General features: G+C 45.0%; 14 protein-coding genes. All 14 read left to right on the forward strand.

Going from position 1 to position 21,654, the window contains the following annotated elements; translation table 11 throughout:
• The first annotated feature begins 3 nt into the window (after positions 1-3).
• The 14 genes from HMPREF3201_RS02010 (at position 4) to nadA (ending at position 21,652) form a co-directional block, all read left to right on the forward strand.
• Entirely contained in the window at positions 4-1,557 is a 1,554-nt protein-coding gene (locus tag HMPREF3201_RS02010) for a VanW family protein (RefSeq protein ID WP_227163158.1), read from the forward strand.
• Between the two features lie 33 nt (positions 1,558-1,590).
• A complete protein-coding gene (locus HMPREF3201_RS02015; RefSeq protein WP_062411499.1) occupies positions 1,591-5,226 on the forward strand; it encodes a PolC-type DNA polymerase III in 3,636 nt (1,211 codons plus the stop codon).
• 150 nt (positions 5,227-5,376) lie between these two features.
• Positions 5,377-5,700, forward strand: a complete 324-nt coding sequence (locus tag HMPREF3201_RS02020; RefSeq protein WP_044503058.1) for a YerC/YecD family TrpR-related protein — start codon at positions 5,377-5,379, stop codon at positions 5,698-5,700.
• 16 nt (positions 5,701-5,716) lie between these two features.
• Positions 5,717-6,283, forward strand: coding sequence for a hypothetical protein (locus HMPREF3201_RS02025; protein WP_062411500.1), 567 nt, complete (start codon positions 5,717-5,719; stop codon positions 6,281-6,283).
• Between the two features lie 21 nt (positions 6,284-6,304).
• Positions 6,305-7,822, forward strand: coding sequence for an FGGY-family carbohydrate kinase (locus HMPREF3201_RS02030; RefSeq protein ID WP_062411501.1), 1,518 nt, complete (start codon positions 6,305-6,307; stop codon positions 7,820-7,822).
• Positions 7,823-8,222: 400 nt separating this feature from the next.
• Positions 8,223-9,077, forward strand: a complete 855-nt coding sequence (locus HMPREF3201_RS02035; protein ID WP_062411502.1) for a 3-hydroxybutyryl-CoA dehydrogenase — start codon at positions 8,223-8,225, stop codon at positions 9,075-9,077.
• Between the two features lie 198 nt (positions 9,078-9,275).
• Positions 9,276-10,058 carry a short-chain-enoyl-CoA hydratase gene (locus HMPREF3201_RS02040; protein ID WP_062411503.1) on the forward strand — a complete coding sequence of 261 codons (783 nt, stop codon included), beginning with the start codon at positions 9,276-9,278 and terminating at the stop codon, positions 10,056-10,058.
• 1,290 nt (positions 10,059-11,348) lie between these two features.
• A complete protein-coding gene (locus HMPREF3201_RS02045) occupies positions 11,349-11,567 on the forward strand; it encodes a helix-turn-helix domain-containing protein (RefSeq protein WP_227163159.1) in 219 nt (72 codons plus the stop codon).
• 44 nt (positions 11,568-11,611) lie between these two features.
• A complete protein-coding gene (locus tag HMPREF3201_RS02050; protein WP_062411505.1) occupies positions 11,612-12,268 on the forward strand; it encodes a hypothetical protein in 657 nt (218 codons plus the stop codon).
• The gene (locus HMPREF3201_RS11845; RefSeq protein ID WP_062411506.1) at positions 12,258-13,808 is read left to right on the forward strand and encodes an Eco57I restriction-modification methylase domain-containing protein; all 1,551 of its coding nucleotides are present in this window, start codon (positions 12,258-12,260) and stop codon (positions 13,806-13,808) included. The genes HMPREF3201_RS02050 and HMPREF3201_RS11845 overlap by 11 nt, the downstream gene beginning before the upstream one ends.
• Positions 13,808-16,693, forward strand: a complete 2,886-nt coding sequence (locus HMPREF3201_RS02060) for a GIY-YIG nuclease family protein (protein WP_062411507.1) — start codon at positions 13,808-13,810, stop codon at positions 16,691-16,693. The genes HMPREF3201_RS11845 and HMPREF3201_RS02060 overlap by 1 nt, the downstream gene beginning before the upstream one ends.
• A 1,463-nt stretch (positions 16,694-18,156) precedes the next feature.
• On the forward strand, positions 18,157-18,927 hold the full coding sequence (locus HMPREF3201_RS02065; protein WP_062411508.1) for a DUF5986 family protein: 771 nt from the start codon (positions 18,157-18,159) through the stop codon (positions 18,925-18,927).
• 28 nt (positions 18,928-18,955) lie between these two features.
• Positions 18,956-20,167, forward strand: a complete 1,212-nt coding sequence (locus HMPREF3201_RS02070; RefSeq protein WP_197408248.1) for a helix-turn-helix domain-containing protein — start codon at positions 18,956-18,958, stop codon at positions 20,165-20,167.
• Between the two features lie 579 nt (positions 20,168-20,746).
• Positions 20,747-21,652: a quinolinate synthase NadA gene (nadA, locus tag HMPREF3201_RS02075; protein WP_062411509.1), complete on the forward strand. Its 906-nt coding sequence runs from the start codon at positions 20,747-20,749 to the stop codon at positions 21,650-21,652.
• Positions 21,653-21,654 lie beyond the last annotated feature (2 nt).

Genomic DNA, 21,654 nt, shown 5'->3' on the forward strand with positions numbered 1-21,654 from the left:
AGCGTGACGGAAGCAGAAAAGGAACGAAAAGAGAGAATGAAGGAATACCGCCGCCGGTATCGTGAAAAGCATGGGCTGCCGGCTCCGAAGTCTCGGTCATGGAAGAAAATAGGCGGTGCAGTCGTGGCCCTGTGCATCCTGGGATTCGGCGGGTTCTTTGCCGCCCAGACGCGGGCCGAACAGATGGTGACCCTCGACGGCCATTCCGTTCAGGATATGACCGAAGAGGATATTGCCAACTATCTCGATCTCCATGCCAAAGATATCGAAGGGCGCAAGCTCCACCTGGCAGCCGACGGCGTCGATACGACGCTGAGCCTCGATGAACTCGGTGCCAAACTCGACCGCGATTACATCGACGATGAACTCCATCTCATCGGCCGGCAGGGCATGCCCTGGGAGCGCGTGGCTGACGTCGCGACGACCTTGATGCATGGCAAGGACATCCCCCTGGCCATTGCCGTCGATGAAGAAAAACTCGACAAGGCCCTGACGGATCTTCACGATAAACACGATAAGGATCCGGAAAATGCCTTTGCCTATGTCAAGGAAGACAATAAGACCGTCGCCGTCGAACCGGAAAAAGACCGCATCGTCATCAATACGGCAGGCCTCAAGGATTCCATTACCGACAGCCTGCATAAAGGCCAGACCGGCGACATCGACGTGCCCATTGACAGTCGGCAGCAGGCCGATGTCAAGAGCGGTGACTTAAAGGACATCGATACGGTGTTGTCCTATTACACGACCCATTTCGACAACAGCAATCCTGACCGCAATACGAATATCAAATTGGCCCAGGAACGGCTGAATCATGCCTTCGTTGCCAGCCAACAGGACTTTTCATTCAATAAATACGTCGGCACGCGAACGGCAGATAAAGGCTATAAACAGGCCCCGTCTTACTTTGAAAACCGGTTGGAACAATCCGTCGGCGGCGGCGTCTGCCAGGTCAGCACAACCTTATTCAACGCAGCCCTCCGGGCCGGCCTCTTCATCGCCAGTCGGGAACCGCATTTCGCTCCGGCAGCCTATGTCCCTGTCGGCATGGATGCCACCGTTGCCGATGACGGCCTTGATTTCGCCTTTACCAACCCCTTCCAGCACCCCGTCGCCGTCTATACCGTTGTCGGGGCCAATACGGTGACGACGTACATCTTAGGCAACCACGCCGATACCAGTACGGTCACCTTTGAAACGACACATCTCCAGAATTTACCTCACAAGATCATAAAGAAGCACGATGACAGTGTCAGTGACGACACGCTGAAGCAGTTTGGCTACGACGGCCACGACATCACCATCCGCCGGACCGTAACCTACAGCGACGGCGACCGTCATATCGACCTCATTACGTCGCACTACGATCCCAACGACGCCATCGTCTTGACGCCCGACGGAGACAGTGAAGAAGTCGTCAGCACGGCGGATCTCCAGCCTCAGGATCCGCTCCTCAACGCGCCGCACGATATGATGGAATTCAACGTCACGGCAGCGCCTGCCGGCGATGACCCGAATGGCGACGAAAACGCTGACGAAGACTACGACGAAGAGTAGCCTGATCACCGTGCCTGAAAGAAAGGATAGTTTATGAAGGTTTGGCATATTGTTCCCAAAAATGATATTTTGATTCCCGTCGACGGCGGTCAGACCGTCGCCGTTGCCTCCATTGCAGCTGACGTCGAAGGTCACTGGTGGAAGGTCAAGACCGAGTCGTCTTATGCCCTCGGCGATATGGACCTCCTCCGCGACCGGGTCTGCCGGAAACTGGGCCTTGAAGGCAACGTCTCTGTCGAACACCAGGTGACGTCCGTCTTCCACGGCGGCGACATGTCGCTGGCGGTACCGGAAAACGATCCCCTGCGGCAGATTGCCGACATCTCGACGGATGACCTCGAAGGCTACGGCATTCCCCATGAGGATTCGTACGAAGCCCTCTACGACGTCGACGAAGAATTATATCAGGATGAAGACTATAAGAAGGCCTGCCAGTGCGCTTCCGTTTCCTCGTGCAGCGTCACCAAAGAAAGCAAGGGAAGCGGCACCAAGACCGGCGGCGACAGCCGGGTTTGGATGGGCCGTGCCTTTGGCGGTCAGCCGGTTCCCATCAACGACGTCCTCGGCGAAGAGCAGAACGACGTCGTCCTCCAGGGCAAGGTCGTCAAAGTCGAGTTCCGGGAATTGAAATCGAAGCGCATCCTCCTGACCTTCCAGATGGCCGACAGCACCAACGGTATTTCGGCCAAAAAATTCCTCGACGTCAGCAATCAGGGCGGGGGCGGCAAGTTCCGCCGCAAGAATACCATGACGCCGGAAGAATACGACTGCTTGAAAACGAAACTGCAGCCCGGCGCCTACGTCCGCATCCACGGCAATATCCAATATGACAACTACCAAAACGACTACGTCTTCATGGCCTATGACATGATGGCTGCCGACGGCGGGACCGTCGAACGGGAAGACAACAACCCGACGCCTCGCGTCGAGCTCCACCTGCATACGGTCATGAGCGATATGGACGCCTTGATCACGGTCAAACAGCTCATCAAGACCGTCAAAAAATGGCATCATCCAGCCGTTGCCGTCACCGACCACGGCGTCGTCCAGTCCTTCCCGCTGCTGCAGGAAATCTCGACCGATAAGAGCAACGGCGTCAAGGTCATTTACGGCGTCGAAGGCTACCTCTTTGACGACAAGATCGACCAGTCGTACCACATCATCATCCTGGCCAAGAACCAGACCGGTATCCGCAACCTGTACAAATTGGTCAGTATCTCTCACCTGAAATACATCTACCGCGGCCGTCCCCGCATTCCCCGGGCCGTTCTCGACGAATACCGCGAAGGCCTCATCTTAGGTTCTGCCTGCGAAGCCGGCGAACTGGTCCGCTCCATGGTCCAGAAGAAACTGCCCTACGAAGAATTGAAGAAGATCGCCGATTACTACGATTACCTGGAAATCCAGCCCCTGACCAACAACGGCTTCTTAGTCCGCGAAGGCTATGTGGCCGATGAAGAAGGGCTGCGCGACATCAACCGGACGATCTTAAAAATCGGCGACGAATTGGGGAAAATGACCGTCGCCACCTGCGATGCCCACTTCATGAACCCCGAAGACAAGATCTATCGGGAAATCCTCATGACTGGCAAGGGCTTTAAAGATGCCGAATTCCAGCCCGACCTGTACCTCAGGACGACGGACGAAATGCTGGAAGAATTTTCCTACCTCGGCGAAGACCGGGCGCGGGAAGTCGTCATTACCAATCCCAATAAGGTCAACGACATGATTGACGACTGCCGCCCGATCCCGAAGGAAACGCTGTACTTCCCGCAGATCGCCGGCTCGTCGGAAGCCTTGAAGCACATGTGCTACGAAAAGGCTCATGAAATCTACGGCACGCCGCTTCCGAAGGTCGTCGAAGATCGGTTGGAAGAAGAATTCACATCCATCCTCGGCCACGGTTTCGGCGTCCTCTATTACATCGCCCATAAACTGGTAAAACACTCCAACGACGACGGTTACCTCGTAGGGTCCCGTGGGTCCGTCGGCTCGTCCTTCGTGGCCACCATGTCAGGCATCACCGAAGTCAATCCTTTGCCGCCGCACTACGTCTGCCCCAAGTGCCATTGGAGTCATTTCTACACCAAAGGGGAATACGGCGGCGGTTTCGACCTGCCCGATAAGACCTGCCCCGAATGCGGCGAACCGCTCTTAAAGAACGGCCACAACATTCCTTTTGCCATCTTCCTCGGTTTCGACGGCGACAAGGTCCCTGATATCGACCTCAACTTCTCCGGCGAATACCATCCCAAGGCTCATAAATATACGGAAGAACTCTTCGGGAAAGACAACGTCTTCCGCGCCGGTACCATCGGCGCCGTCAAGGATAAGACGGCCTACGGCTACGTCATGAAATGGGCCGAAGCCAAGGGCATCAAAGTCAACGACGCCTACGTCAACAGCCTCGTTTCGGGCTGCACGGGCATCAAGAACACGACGGGCCAGCATCCCGGTGGGGTCATGGTTATCCCCCGCGACATGGACGTCCATCACTTTACCCCCGTCCAGTACCCGGCCAACAAGAAAGACAGCGGCATCATCACGACCCACTTCGACTACCACTCCATCGAAGGCCGTCTGGTCAAGCTCGACATCCTCGGCCATGATGATCCGACGGTCATCCGCATGCTCGAAGATATGACCCATATCAAGGCCACGACCATTCCTTTCGACGATCCGGCGACGATGAGCCTGTTCAGCTCGACCAAGGCCCTCGGCGTCACGCCGGAAGAACTGGGTTCCAAAGTCGGAAGCCTGGGCATCCCCGAATTCGGGACGTCCTTCGTCCGTCAGATGCTGGTCGATACCAAGCCCAAGACCTTCTCGGAATTGGTCCGTATTTCCGGTTTCTCCCACGGTACCGACGTCTGGCTGAACAACGCCCAGGACCTCATCACGTCGGGGACGGTTCCCTTGAAGGAAGCCGTTTCGACCCGTGACGACATCATGAACTATCTCATCGAACACGGCATCAAACCCAAGACGAGCTTTAAAGTCATGGAAAACGTCCGTAAGGGCAAGGGCATCGATAAGCCCAACAAACTCGGCCAAAAGACGACGGACTACGAAGGCGAATTGAAAGAAGGGCACATTCCTCAGTGGTTCATCGAATCGTGCCAGAAAATCGGCTACCTCTTCCCGAGAGCCCACGCCGTCGCCTACGTCATGATGGCCTTCCGCATCGCCTGGTATAAGATCAACCAGCCCCTGGCCTACTACTGCGCCTACTTCACCATCCGGGCCAAGGCCTTCAAACTGTCGGCCATGATCCACGGTCTTGAAGGGCAGGAACGGGCCATGAAAACCATCGCCGCCAAGGGCAAGAGCGCGTCCAAGATCGAACAGGACCTCTATTCGGCCCTGGAACTGGCCAAGGAAATGAGCCTTCGCGGCTTCTCCTTCCTGAACGTCGACCTCAACCGCTCGGCAGCGACGAAATTCACCATCTGCGACGGCAAGATCCTGCCGCCCTTTACGGCCATCGACGGCCTGGGGGCCAATGTTGCCGAACAGATCGTTGCCGCAAGAGAGGCTGCCCCGTTCAGTTCCAAAGCCGACCTCAAGATGCGCGGCAAGGTATCCCAGTCGCTCATCGACACCATGAGCGAAGAAGGCTGCTTAGGCGACCTTCCGGAAGACGAACAAATCGATCTCTTTGCCATGTAAACGAGCCTATAAGAAACAGAGCCTCTCCCTTAGGAGGGGCTTTTTCTCTCGACAGATTGACCGTATTGCCGTATAATAATTCTTGTATTTAGCCGACTAAAGGAACGGCCTCAGCAAGACAAAATCTGTAAGCGAAAGAAGGGATATATCGTGGCAGTGAATGAAAAATTACGGGATCACCTGCACGACCAGCTGTTTCGGGCCATACTGGAACTCAAGAGCGTCGACGAATGCTATGAATTTTTCGAAGACATCTGCACCATTCAGGAAATGAAAGCCATTTCGGCTCGGCTCGAAGTAGCCCGCATGCTCAAAGCCGGCGACATCTACGAAGATATCGTCCAAAAGACCGGCGCCAGCACGGCGACCATCAGCCGTATCAAGCGCTGTCTCGTATACGGCAGCGGCGGGTACGAAAAGATCCTCAGCCGCATGGCCGAGAAAGAACCAGATTTTTTAAAACTATCGAAGTAGGAGGACAGCCGATTTCATGAAGGCCAAGATTGACGTCACCATTTTCAAAAACGGTGATATGGATATACTGCAGGCTTCGATCTACGAAGAACTGTGGAAAGACTACTGTACATTTAAACAACGGGCTGTCATGCAGCAAGAAAAGGAAACGAAGAAAGGCATCTTTTTATCCCGCCGGTACTATCGGGCGGCACTGTTGTCGTTATTTACCTTTTTTGAAGGCGTTATCAACAACTGGATCAAGACCATCATCCAGGACCGACCGGAATTTTCCAGTACGGCAGAGCAGCAGACGCTGAAAAAATGCGACGCCGTCATCGAGTATTGTTTCTTCTGTTCTTATACCAAACATACCGGTACCTTTACCTCGCTTTACGGCTACATCAACCGCTATGAACAGCACGATTTGGCCCTCATTGAACACATCGACGGACAGACCCTTTCGGCCATCGAAACGGCGATGGAAGAATACTTCTGTTACGTCGAAGCCCTGACCAGCCTCAAGCGCTTTCCCAAGCCAAACCAATCGACGACGGGCCTTGTCGGGCGCATCGGCGGCATGGTCAAGGACTGCCACGGCTGATAAGAAAGGATTGTGGTATCAATGAGTGATAAGTATTATCTCGGATTCGACGCCGGTACACAGAGCGTCAAAGTAGCCGTTTACGACGACGAACAGCATTGCCTGGCCATGGATACGGCCAAGACCCATTTGGCTTATCCCCAGCCCGGCTGGGTTCAGATGGACGTCGATGAATATTACCGCCTCATCAAACAGTGCATGGCGTCCTGCAGCCGGCAGATGGAAGAAAAAGGCTGGGACGTCGGTAACGTCCGGGCCATCATGGGCGACGGCATCATCTGCGGCATCGCCGGCATCGACGAAGACGGAAAGGCCATTACGCCTTACGTCAACTACCTCGACAGCCGTACCCGCGACGATGTAGAAGCCCTGAAAGCCAAGAACCTCGATATCTGGGGACGGGAAACGGGCAATGCCGAACCGAACATGATGTTCCCGGCCATGTTTGCCCGCTGGTTCATGAAAAACGTCCCGGCCTGGAAAGAAAAGGGCGTCAAGTTCGTCCATAACTGCCCCTACGTATTGATGCACCTGGCAGGCCTTAAAGGCAAAGACGCCTTCATCGATTGGGGTACCATGTCTGGATGGGGCCTCGGCTATGATGTCGTCAAAAAAGAATGGTCCAAGGAACAGCTCGATATTCTGGGCATTTCCGAAGACTTCATGCCGCGCATCGTAAAGCCTTGGGACATCATCGGTCATCTCTGTGAAGAAGACGCTATGGAAACAGGCTTTCCCGCAGGCATTCCCATCTGCGCCGGTGCCGGTGATACGATGGAATCCATGATGGGCAGCGGCATCTTGGAAGCGGGCAACGCCGTCGACGTCGCCGGGACCTGTGCCATGTTCTGCGCCGCAACGGACGGCATCATGCCTGAACTGTCCGTCCCCGGAAGCAACCTGATCTTTAACTCCGGGACACTGCCGGGCACGTACTTCTACTGGGGCATGGTCCGCACGGGCGGTTTGGCTCTTCGCTGGTTCAAAGACAGCATTGCCAGACAAGAAGGGGACGACTACTACGGAACCCTCGACGAACTGGCCAAGCGCCATAAACCGGGCTGCGAAGGGGCCATGTTCCTGCCTTACCTTACCGGCGGCGACAGCGCCTATCCCAACGTCCGCGGGACCTTTACGGGACTTACCCTCGACTCCGACCAAGGGGCCATGTGGCGCTGCGTCCTCGAAGGCATCGGCTACGACTACATGGAAGTCACCGACCAGTACCGGGCAGCCGGTATCGGCTTAAAGCACCTGACCATTACCGAAGGCGGCAGTCGGGACGAACTGTGGAACCAGATCAAGGCCGACATGCTCGATACGACGGTCGTTACCTTGAAAGTTGCCGGCGGAGCCGTACCGACCAACTGCATCGTCGCAGCCTACGCGGCCGGCGATATCAAAGACTTGAAGAAAGCCCTCGAACGCCAGCTGGAAGTTAAAGCCACTTATGTTCCCGATGAAGAAAATACCAAGATGTACCGCGCTTCCTATGAAAAACGGGGCGCCCTCTTAAAAGCCCTCAATGGGGGAAAATAAGACAGATCAAGTGCCGTACCGCTTTGCCGGATGCGGCACTTTTTTTATCGGTGTCCTAGGGAAAACTCCGGCCGGATTGACCGATAATTCCCATTGGTTATGGATACCGATTCACTTTGTGAAAAATAGACGTAACTTTTATAACATAAGTTCATAACGTAACGTATTTCTATGATATAATTGTATTAAAGAATGATAATAAGTAACTTGACTTAAAACGACTTGCATAAAATGCATGTAATAAATGTGAAAAAATGAAAAAAGTGCCGTTTTTTAGTGGATTTTTTTGGTGTGTGTGGTATACTATCAATGTAAGCAGTGAATCTTATTTATGAGGCGTGTGACTTTTTTTTTAGGATAATCTAGTGAAAAAAATCACGCGACGAAGGAGGAGTTAAACATGAGTAAAGTAATGGTTATTGGCGCTGGTACGATGGGTTCCGGCATTGCACAGGTTTTCGCTACGCACGGTTGGGACGTTGTCTTGAACGATATTAAAGACGAATTCATCGCTGGCGGCCAGGCCAAAATCGACAAATCTCTGACCAAATTAGTTGCTAAAGAAAAAATGACTCAGGAAGAAAAAGATGCAACGATGGCTCGCATTACTGGCTTCGTAACCCGTACACCTGAAAACATGAAAGACATCGACCTCGTCGTCGAAGCTGCTATCGAAGACTTGAAGATCAAATCGGCTATCTTCAAAGAACTTGACGAACTCTGCCCGGAACACACGATCCTCGCTTCCAACACGTCGTCCCTGGCTATCACTCAGATCGGCGCTGCTACGAAACGCCCGGATAAAGTTATCGGCATGCACTTCTTCAACCCGGCTCCGGTCATGAAGTTGCTCGAACTCATCAACGGCATCGCAACCTCTGATGAAACTTACGCTAAGATCGAACAGTTGTCGAAAGACCTCGGCAAAACTCCGGTTAAAGTTAACGACTTCCCGGGCTTCGCCGGCAACCGTATCGTCATTCCGATGCTCAACGAAGCTATCCAGGCTTTGATGGAAGGCGTTGCTTCTAAAGAAGACATCGATAACGTCTGCAAACTCGGCTTCAACCATCCCATGGGACCTCTGGCTCTCTGCGACCTTATCGGTAACGACGTTGTTCTCCACGTCATGGAAGTTCTTTATGAAGGCTTTGGCGATCCCAAATATCGTCCGTGCCCGCTGCTCAAAAAATACGTCCAGGCTGGTTACCTCGGCCGTAAGACTGGCAAAGGCTTCTACGATTACACGAAATAAGTTAGCATTGTGCTAATTGAATACGGGGCGTGACTATCACACCCCGTATTATTTTTAAACTTTAGTCCATAAAACGGCGTATCTTTCCAACATCCCGGGGGCGGTCCGGCCTGTTGGAGTCCATTCTGGAAAAGACAGTCGTTTTCTATACTCATTCTATACTATTCTTTATATCAGTTGTTTTAGGAGGTTTATCTCATGGATTACCAGAACATTCTTTGTGCAGTAGAAAACGGTATTGCAACGATTACCATCAATCGTCCGAAAGCTTTGAACGCTTTGAACCTCGACACGGTTACGGAATTAAAAGACGCTATCGAAAAGATCGCTGTCGACAAAGCCGTTAAAGTCGTCGTTATCACCGGTGCTGGCGAAAAATCCTTCGTAGCTGGCGCAGACATCAAAGAAATGGCTACCAAGACTCCGGCTGAAGGCCGCGAATGGGGCCAGTTCGGTCAGAACGTCTTCACGGAAATCGAAAACATGCCTCAGCCCGTTATCGCTGCTATCAACGGCTTCTGCCTCGGCGGCGGCTGCGAACTTTCCTGCGCTTGCGACATCCGCTATGCAGCAGAAAACGCAAAATTCGGCCAGCCTGAAGTTGGTCTCGGTATTACCCCGGGCTTCGGCGGCACCCAGCGCTTGACCCGCGTCGTTGGCCGCGGCCAGGCTAAAGAACTCATCTACACCGGCGGCATGATCGGTGCTGAAGAAGCAAAAGCTATCGGCCTCGTAAACAAAGTCGTTCCTCAGGAAGAATTAATGCCGACCGTTCTCAAATTGGCTGGCAAGATCGCTAAGAACGCTCCGGTCGCTGTACAGCTCTCCAAAGCTGCCATCAACCGCGGCATCAACTGCGACGTCGTAACCGGCATCGCTTACGAAGCTGAAGTCTTCGGTCTCTGCTTCTCCACGAACGACCAGAAAGAAGGCATGGCTGCTTTCGTAGAAAAACGTAAACCGACCTTTGAAGGCAAATAAGATCATCGTTTGACTCCGAACAAAAAGGATGTTCCGTGACTCCTGTCATGGGACGTCCTTTTTTTATAAGAAAAAGCGAAACATATAGTCTTTCGCAGTCGCACCCTTAGGGTGCGTGGATTGAAACGTCCTTGTATATTAGGAGGGGAGACTTCCCCATATAAGGGCTGTACGTATGAATTTTTTTCACGACGTACAGCCTTCTTTTTATATAGGAGAAAACCCTCATAGGCGCGAATTAGAAGGCCTGTTGAAGTCGATTAATAAAAACTGACGACCAAGATATGGAAAGAGTTCCTGTGCCCGATTAGGGGCATCTGTGAAGAAGCAACGTCTTTTTCGTCGCATTACCATTTTTCCCACCTTGATGGCACTTCTTCTATAAAAGGATCTGATTAATAGGTGACTGAAATCCTTAAGAAAGGCTGTACTGGATTTTTCTTGAAGATTAAAAATATGGTATAATGTAAAGAAACCAATGGATTTTATAACATTCTGCCCCGATATGATGAACATGCAGGTTTTAAGCCTTTATGATAGAAGTTTTCACAGATAATACCGGAAATAGTAGAAAAATAAAATCCGCCCCGCAAACGGCAAAATCGATGGCTTGGTTATGCCATCCGTAAGGGGGCTGTTAAGAACCACAATCCCCGAAAGGGGACGGAAACACCTTAAAACTGAAGTACTTCTGTTGGTCAATGACCAACGTTAAGAACCATAATCCCCGAAAGGGGACGGAAGACTGATAAGTTTCATAAAATTGGATGCTGCATGAGAAAATCCGGTACAGGTCATCTGATAATGATGTCTTGTACCGGATTTTGTTAGGTCACTTTTTTGATTACTTGAGAAGTAATCAAAATTCTTTTAGGGAAATGTAATGTGTGAAATACATATTTGTTTGAATGAATTGAAAGGCAAGTCTTTGAAAGCGGGTTTTTAGCCATAAAGGTCTATGGCTGTTAGTCGAGTCACGTGTTTTACGGGAAGAATATTATTTAATGGTCAATTTAAAGTTTATGAATACAAATTTAAAATTGACCATCGGATAATCATTAGATATAATTTAAACAAAGAGTTGTGGATTGAAAATTTCTTTTTCGATTTAAGTATATTTAACGAATTGAGAAAAATTAATCCAAAACACAGCTGTACATACTTTTGTTTGCGTCTTAATTGGGAATTAACCGTTATGGTAAAAAGGGGGCTTCGTATTTTTCAGAAAATCTACTAACTTTTATTTCGATTAGACGGTTCGATGGTTAAGATGTTGCAATAAGAGCATTTATGGAGGTATTAATGCATATAAGCTATAGACCTTTGTGGGTATTATTGGCCAAAAGAGAAATGACTAAAAAAGAGTTGCGTGAAAAAAGTGGTATCAGCACTGCATCTCTTGCCAAATTAGGCAAGGGCGAAAATCTTACTACGGATGTGCTTCTTAAGGTTTGTGAAGCACTAGATTGCAATATAAACGAAATTGTGGAAACCGTGGCTGATAAATAATCTTTTAAAAGTCTTTATAGAGTGACTTGAGGTGAAATTTTTACGTGACAAAACAGATAAAGTCGAAGAATCGTGTATCTTATCATGGAGAAGTATTTACAAACGAACAAGAAGTTAATGCGATGCTTGACCTTGTTAAAGATGAAACTGACCGTATTGAAAGCCGTTTTTTAGAACCGGCCTGTGGTAATGGAAACTTTTTAGCGGAGATTTTAAGGCGAAAACTTGTTAGGGTAAAACGACAATATACAAGGAATAATTTGGAATATACGAAAAATTCTTTTCTGGCACTTACTAGTATTTATGGGATTGATATTTTAGAGGATAATGTAGAAGAATGCCGCGAACGGTTGTTCAAAATCTGGGATAAAGATTATCTTACTCAGTGTAAAGAAGACATAATGGATGAAGTAAGAACTGCTGCAAAATATATCCTTGGTAAAAATATTTTATGTGGCGATGCATTGACGCTTCTGAAAAATGATGGGACACCTATCGTATTTGCTCAGTGGGATTTCATTACTGGTAATAAGATAAAACGAAGGGATTATACACTTGATGCGTTAATGAGAGTTCAGCAAGTACAAATGTCCTTTGATATGGTAGGCTGGGAATATGACGAGGAAATGAAAGAATGGATACCCGCTCCAATTAAAGAGTATCCACTTATAGATTTTTGGGAGGTGCAATATGCCACTTAATCCTGATTTATTTACGAGTATTTATAAACCAGACGTGCTTTCTTGTCTGGCGGATTTGTCCAATGACGAGGTTTTTACTTCACCCGATGTAGCAAATGATATGCTCGATATATTGCCTCAAGAACTTTTTCGCAGTCTGGATACAAAATTTTTAGATCCAGCCTGTAAGTCAGGTGTGTTTTTACGGGAAATTGCAAAAAGATTAATTGTCGGACTGGCAGATAAAATCCCAAATTTGCAGGAACGCTGTGACTGGATTTTTAAGAACCAGCTATATGGAATTGCTATAACCGAGTTGACCTCACTCCTATCTAGGCGTTCTATATATTGCTCTAAATATGCAAATAGTCCATTTTCGCTTACTAAATTCGATAGTGTATATGGGAATATTCTGTTCCATAAAGTTAAGCATAAGTGGGATAAAACTAATTCAAAGGGACATTGCATTTTTTGCGGTATAAACTATAGCAATCAATTAAATGATGTAATGCGTGAAGGAATGGAAAATCATGCATATGAATTCATTCATACATTAAAACCAGAGGAGATTTTTGGAATGAAGTTTGATGTAATCATCAGTAATCCACCCTATCAATTAGAGGACGGTGGACACGGGAAAAGTGCGATGCCTATTTATCAACATTTCGTGCAGCAAGCTCTAAAATTAAATCCAAGATATCTTTCAATGATAATTCCGTCAAGATGGTTTTCCGGTGGCAGGGGATTAGAAAAATTTAGAAAAATGATGCTGCAGGACAAACGAATTTCGAAACTTGTTGATTATGAGAGCTTTAAGGATGTTTTTCCAGGGGTTGATTTAGCTGGTGGAGCTTGTTATTTCCTATGGGATAGAAACCATGATGGTCTATGTGAAGTTGTGAATTGTGCAAGTAATCATCAGGATATTTCTCAGACTAGGTTGCTTGATGAATATGATGTTTTTATCCGCTCTAATAAAGCTGTCGATATTGTAAGGAAGATAGTAAAGCATCATAAAGGTAAATACATGAATGAGACTGTATCTCCATCAAAGCCTTTTGGATTACGTACATTTTATAAACCCAAAAGTCACGGGATACCATGTCAATTTATTCAAAAGATAGGCTTAAAATATGCAGACCCTCAGGATGTGACTGATAGTGGAAATATTCTTGATAAATGGAAGTTTTTGGCACCACGTTCTCCTATTGCAGGACAAACAGATTTTACTAAACCAGTAAGCTTTTATTATGATGGTAATACCAGAATAGTTCCCCCAGGAACTTGCTGCACCGAGTCATTTATAGTTCTTTTTTCCGCGACTACCAAAGCGGAAGTTGAATCTTTTAAAAGTTATATTTATACAAAAGTTGCAAGATTCCTTTTATTGCAATGTGTAGTTTCACAAGATGTTACCAGAGAAAAATTTCGTTTTGTGCCGCATTTAGAGAAATATTCAGGTGTGTATACAGATGAGATGCTCTGCAAAAAATGGGATATTAACGATGATGAGTGGTTGTTTATAGATTCAAAGATAGCTAATATTGGAGGTAGTCGCTGATGCCTGATATTTTTGATCAATATGTTCATCCCAAAAAAGATATTAATCCTAGCCTATATGTATACTCCGATACTCGATTCCCTGGATGTTTGAAAATTGGTTATACCGACCGTCCCGTAAAAGACCGTATGCATGAGCATTATCCGACTCTTACTCCTGGGTGTTCTTATAAAGTTGAATATACCGAATCCGCTTTAAATGCAGCTGGAGAGATATTTTATGACCACGCAGTGCATAAATTACTGGAAGCAAATCATATTCATGCCCTCAAAGATCAGGACGGTAAAAAAACAGAATGGTTTAAATGTTCTGTTCAGCAGGTCAAGGAAGCGATATATGCAGTCAAGCATTATAAAACAAATATTACGCACCGAGTACAAAACTTCTCTATGCGTCCAGAACAAGCTCGTGCTGTTCGAATGACGAAAGCATATTTTGAATCGCAAAAAAGAGAAAATCCAAATCATTCGGCAAAATTTCTTTGGAATGCTAAGATGCGATTTGGTAAAACCTTTACTGCTTATGAACTGGCTAAGATAATGAATTTGAAACGTGTGTTAATTCTTACTTTTAAACCTGCTGTAGAAGAGTCTTGGGAAACCGACTTGAATACACATGTGGATTTTGAAGGCTGGCAATTTTACTCTCGAGATTTGTCTTGGAGGACAGGAGTAAAGCCAGAGGATATGAATCCTGATAAACCCATTGTTTGTTTTGGATCATTTCAGGATTTCTTAGGAACTAATGTTGCAGGTGGTATAAAAGTCAAAAATGAATGGGTGCACACTACGAATTGGGACTTGGTCATTTTTGATGAATATCATTTCGGTGCCTGGCGCGAAAATGCAAAGAAGCTTTTTGAAAACGAAGATGATGATAGCTATGATGAACTTGATCTTGAAAAATATAAGAACGATGAGGCTGACAATGCTATAAACGAAACTTTTTTACCAATTACTACGAATTATTATCTATTTCTATCGGGAACTCCTTTTCGTGCATTGAACACAGGTGAGTTTATGGAAGATCAAATCTTCTCTTGGACTTATTCTGATGAACAAAATGCAAAACAAAACTGGGATTATCATGATGGGCCTAATCCCTATGCATCTATGCCCCAAATTGTTTTAATGACGTACCGAATTCCTGATGAAATCAGACGTATTGCATATAATGAAGATTTCAATGAATTTGATTTAAATGTATTTTTTGCAGCAAAACCGGCAATAGAAGGTAAGGTTGAAACTGCACAGTTTATTTATAAGGACTCTGTTCAGAAATGGCTTAACCTGATTCGTGGTGCCTATCTTCCTTCATCGCTTGATGATTTGAAACTAGGTCAGAATGCAAAACCTGTTATGCCATATTCTGATACTCGAATGCTTTCTGTTTTAAATCATACTTTATGGTTTTTACCGAATGTAGCTTCGTGTTATGCTATGGCAAATCTACTTGCGGAAGCACAAAATGTCTTCTATCATGACTACTATGTAAATGTCTGTGCTGGAGCGGCAGCAGGTGTCGGGCTGGAAGCTCTTGGACCGGTACGTACTTCTATGGATTCGCCACTTGAAACCAAGACAATCACACTTTCTTGTGGTAAATTGACAACGGGTGTAACTATTAAACCGTGGACCGGTATTTTTATGTTGCGTAATTTATCTTCTCCTGAAACCTATTTCCAGGCAGCCTTTCGTGTGCAATCTCCTTGGACCGTTAAGAAGGAAGACGGGACGGAAGAAATTATGAAAGAAAATTCCTACATTTTTGATTTTGCGCTCGATCGTGCACTTCGACAGATTTCTGACTACAGTTGTAGGTTAAATATTCGAGAATCAAATCCGGAAAAAAAGGTTGCCAATTTCATCCATTTTCTCCCTGTTCTGGCTTTTGATGGAAGTACGATGACTGCTGTTTCTGCATCGGATATTCTCGATATTACGATGGCCGGTACGTCAGCGACATTACTGGCACGGCGCTGGGAATCTGCGTTACTTGTAAATGTAGATAATGAAACCTTGCAGAGACTTCTTAATAATGAAGACGCAATGAATGCTATTATGAATATAGAAGGTTTTCGTAGTCTAAATAGAGATATTGAAACTATTATTAATAAGTCTAATGCAGTTAAAAAGATTAAGTCTAAGGGAAATGAAGAAATGACTCCGAAAAAAAAGAAAAAACTTTCGGAAGAGGAAAAAGAATATAAGGCTAAGAGAAAAGAAATTCAAGAAAAACTTATTAAATTTGCTACTAGAATACCAATTTTCATGTACTTAACAGATTTTCGTGAATTTAGTTTGAAAGACGTCATCACTCAGTTTGAACCAGGACTTTTTAAAAAAGTAACGGGTCTTACTATCGAAGATTTTGAATTGCTTGTTTCTATAGGAATTTTTAACGATTCACTGATGAATAGCGCCGTTTATAATTTTAAGCGTTACGAAGATTCTTCGTTAGAGTATACGGGGATTAACAGACATGTTGCGGATGAAAATATTGGTTTGTTCAGTACTGTCATTTCAAAAGACGAATATAGAGAGATGGCGACAGCACAAAATGCTTCGATGCAGGAAAACCCTTTTAAGAAAAAGATCATTGTAGAACAACCGGTCCAAAGGTCTTTAACTAGCAAAAAAATATATACTATCCCAGAAACATTGGAACAAGATAACGTTTCAGAGGAAACAGATAATCTTACGTTTAAAGAGATTGATTTGTCCAAATTCCGCATAGGCACGGTTGTCAGGCATACGACTTTTGGCAAAGGAAAAGTTACAGGGATTAAAACTGGTAAAATCATGGTTTCATTTGCGGCTACCAATAAAACGCTTTCGTTTCCGATGGTTATTGAAAAAGGACTAGTAACTGTCGAAGAATGGTAAGTTTAGTTAATATGATTTTTATGATGATACAAGAAGGATGGATATATCGAGATAATCTTCTTTCTACCCACTCCCCCTGTAGTTGGATCTAAAATCTGACTACAGGGGGAGTGCTTTTTTGCAAAATGCTTTTTTAGGTTAAAACTTTATGAGATAAATTATACTTAAGTACAGATATCAGAATTTATCGTTTACTTTTGCCATGAAATGACCGTCTTGGGGCAAATGGGGGAAGATACTTATCGGTCAGTCAGTATTAGAAAGATTCCACTCACAATAGACGGGCAGAAATCTCAAAATAGTTAAACTCACTATGCCTAGGAAACCGTAAAATGAACAACAAGTCTATCTGAAACAATTGGAAGAAGCAAATTATTGTCTAAGAGTGGAGCCTGTTTGTTTAAAAGTATTGAGGTGACTGCGATTAAAGTATGAAGCAGCACGAATGTGAAAGCAAGTCTGACTCACATTCGCCAAGAATCATATTAACTAGAAGATATCCTTTCCTTTCTTAAACTGCCGAAATATACACATTTTGGACAATGCGACTGGTTCCCCTTTGAACTTTCATGAGCTCGAGACCAAAATCAAGGATATCCGAAAAAATCATGAAAATTACGGTTATCGTCGAATGTATGGAACGTCGCGTGAAAAAAAGTTTTCATATAAACTGAGAACGGGTTCAAAATTCAATTTGGGCACTTCAAGACACATACTTTGCGTACAGACGCTAGACATATCATTTTTACAAGGAAAAATCTGCAAGGTGTCTCCAAATTGCTTAAACACAGGACTGACATCTTGCAACTCGTCTCAGAAAGTTATAGCCCTAAGTATTACTAATTTGATTAGCAAGGACGTGCAGGTATGAAAAAGCGCTATTTTGACTTACTTTTAAATCTATACACAAAGAGGGTGGTTATGAAATTACTAAACAGTCTTGTGCAGAAAGGGGGGGGGAACTGCGTTGAATAAAGCAAGCTAAACTAAGTAGGGGCCTTTTGTATTCCGCTCGGCCTAAGTCGAGTACTACCAGATAGAATGTCATATCTAACGATTAAAAAAATATCTTTTTTGAGAACATATATCTAAAACAAAAGACTTGGACTACCAAACTATGGGAAGTAGAAAATCTAATATGGGTTTATAGATTGCAACGGAATTGAAGACTTGGAGCAATGTCATAAAGTAGTTGATCAAAGACTATAATGATAGAAAACGCAAGGAAAAAAATCGGCTGGTATAGCTCATAGAATTTTGCCTTTGCCATGATATTGCAGCGAAAAAAACAATGCAGCATTTGGCTACGGTGGGGGAAACTTAAATTTCTAGAGTTACTTCAAGGTAGAAAATTTATTTCTCTTAGAAATGACTAAAAAAATAAATTTAATAAAATACTTGACAAATTTAATTATAAATGTAAAAATAATATTATAAAATAGACCGGGAGGATATAAGTTATTGTGATCATCGACAAACATATGAATCAAACATTAAGTGGTATTGTAAGAGCGGTGGAAAAAGGCGTGGGTGAAGATTGTCGACACTACGATGAAGAAAGTAATACAGTAACGAAAAATGCCTCTCCTCGTGTGAGAGTGGATAATATAAATACTAATTTGGTGAATCTGTTTGCAACAAGTGAAGCTGTTGAAACAATGATATTCAAACGTGCGTGTTGGCAAGGCGTTCTAGTTATTGACTTTGTTAATAAAATAATTTTTCTGATTTGCACAAAGAGTGCTTTAGATAGTGTCAGAAAAAAGAAGGATAGAAGCAATCCCCATTATATACAGACTTTAGTGAATAACCTAAATTCAGATGCAATATCAACTTATGAACAAGGGTCTTTATTTGATTTTGGATTAGAAGATCCTTATGCGTTTAGAAAAAATACTTATGAAGAAGATTTTATCAAAATTTTGAAAAGAAATCCGACTTTTTTTCAGGGGTATCGTTGTTGGCTTGCTGTTTACAAATCAGCAAATTATATGATTACGAATATCGATGCGATGCTATTAGATAAGAATGGGCATACTCTTGAGTGTCTATCCTTGCTTGAGTATTTAAAGCCAGATTTTAGTGAATTGACATTGGAATCTAAAGATAAACCCGTAAAGGATGGGCATGACTTAGTCTCCATTAAACCTGGAGTAATAGGTGAGTTATCTAGCGAGCCGGATAAAAAGGTTGAAATTTATCCTAGGGAAATGGAGGAAGACAGGAAAGCATAACATTAACATAAAAGGGTGTGCTTTTTATATGAAAATGAAACAAGAAAAATTTAATGGCGTACGGCTTAAAGAGGCTATGCAATTAAGAGAAAAGAAAATGACTGAATTGGCAAGGGAAACCGGGATCAGCAAGCAGTCACTGTCGTTATATGCAAATGAGGCTAATACTCCGCCCGCAGAGAATGTTTTTAAAATTGCAAAGGCTTTATCGTTTCCTTATCAATTTTTTATGACTGAGCCTTCTCAAGTTATTAGGACTGGAAAAACTTATTTTAGATCACAAGCTTCTACTACGAAGAGAGCTAGGGTTGCAGCCTCACAAAAGACAAAATATGTAGCTTCCTTATATGAAATATTACTCAGTAAAATCGATTTCCCTCAGTTAAATCTGCCAGATACAAGGATGTATGATTTTGAAGAAAATTTTCAAGATGTAGATTCTGATGAAGCTGTATCTAAGATAGAACGTTTAGCAGAATACGTAAGAGATTATTGGGGATTGGGTAATGGACCTATTGATAATCTTCAGTATTTGCTAGAGTCTAATGGTATTGTTGTTACCGGCTTTAAAAATGAAGATTCATCAATTGATGCCTATAGTCAACAAATTAATGTTAATGGTGAAGATGTATATGTAGTTGTTTTAGCAATTGGAAAGAAGCCACTTGAAAGATTGAGGTTTGATATGGCTCATGAGCTTGGACATCTTTTGATGCATAGATGGTCAATTGAAGATACAGAAGGTGAAGTCTCTAAGGATGAATTTAATGCGCGGGAAAAACAGGCAAATATTTTTGCTAGCGCATTTTTGCTGCCGAGAAAATCGTTTGGAATGGCTGTTTCTGCTTATCCTACTGCAATAGATTATTATAGAGAATTGAAGAAAAAGTGGAAAGTGTCAATGCAGGCTATGATGTATCGATCGCGCCAAATGGGGATTATAACAGCGAATCAATTCCAGTATATGATGAGGCAAATTTCAAAAAAAGGATGGCGACTAAAAGAACCAGGGGATGTTCCTGGACAACTTAGGGATAACTTATTCCAAGGAGCTATTGATTTATTAATAGACGGTGGTTATATGAGCAAAGAAGCGATATTGGATGAATTTGCAAATGAAGGGATAATTTTTAGGATTGAGGATCTGGAAAGATTTATGTGCCTACGAAAAGGGACTCTGGTTTCAGAAAAAAAACAATTCAAATTTCCGATACTTCATGTTAAAAATGAATTCGAATAATCATGATTATATGCATGATATTTAATGATGTTTTGTTAGGACATCATTGGATGTGAAATTGAGGGCCCTTATTTTCGTAATGTAAATTGAAAAGAACTTGAAAATAAAAGTCTATATATTGGAGCTAACTTTGATATCCATAATTTATGGTATTTAAAGTTAGCTCTTTTTATTTTCTCCTTGATTTTTGAGTAAGTCTTGATTTTATTGAATCTGGAGATAGACTGGTATCAGAGCGCGGGCGATGATATACTCTGGGTTTGCTTGAAATTGATGTTAATAATTAGACTAGTGCTAACACTTTTTCATATTGGTATGGAGGCTTGGTCGACTATGTCACTTTACTACATGTCGTTTCCTGAGGTCATTACCTTGGGGAACGGCTCTTTTCTGTATCGGTAGTGATTTCTGGGTAAATCTGTATATTTGACTTTTCTATTGTCTTGACAGTAGTATTGTCAAAATTTGGTCAATAGCGTATAATTAGGGTAAATAAAAAGGGTCGCCGGCCTTATACTCGGCGGGGTGAACGGGACTTGTCCGACGGGCGGTCCCGTTTCTCTGAAAGGATGAAAACCTGTGTATATTGAAGATGAGATCGCTGCCTTAAAAAAGGAGAAAGAGGCCATTATCCTCGCTCATTATTATGTGCCCGATGAGGTCCAGGCCTATGCTGACTTCGTCGGCGATTCTTTTGGTCTGGCCAAGAAGGCTGTCGAAACGGATGCCAAAATCATCGTCTTTGCTGGCGTCGATTTTATGGGTGAGAGCGCCAAGATGCTCAATCCTCAAAAGAAGGTCCTCATGCCCGATGCGACGGCGACCTGTCCTATGGCCCACATGGCCGACACGGCGACGATCGAAAAGGCCCGCACCCAGTACGACGATTTGGCCGTCGTCTGTTACGTCAATTCGACGGCAGCGGTCAAGGCGGCGTCCGACGTCTGCGTCACGTCGTCCAATGCCGTCAAGATCGTGAAGAAGCTGCCCCAGAAGAACATCTTCTTTACGCCCGATAAGAACTTGGGCCATTACGTTTCGACTCAGGTGCCGGATAAGCATTTTATCGTCAATCAGGGCTTCTGTCCCCGTCACGATACGGTCGACCCGGATTACGTCGAGACCGTTCAGGCGGCTCATCCCAAGGCCTTGTTCCTGGCCCATCCCGAATGCCGCAAGGAAGTCCTGGCCCTGGCCGATTACGTCGGCAGCACGTCGGGCATCATCGACTATGCCGGAGCGTCGGATGCCAAAGAGTTCATCATCGGCACCGAAGGCGGCGTCTTTTATGAGCTGGAAACGCGCAATCCCGACAAGGTCTTTTATCCGGCCATGGAAGATGCGTACTGCATCAATATGAAGAAAGTCACCTTGGAAAAGGTCCGCGACTGCCTGCGCGATGAGACCAACGAAGTCTTTGTCGACGATCACGTGGCAGGGAAAGCCGTCCGGGCTTTGGAACGGATGCTGGAGTTAGCCAAATAGAA

This window comes from Megasphaera sp. MJR8396C, assembly GCF_001546855.1.
GTDB lineage: Bacteria > Bacillota > Negativicutes > Veillonellales > Megasphaeraceae > Megasphaera.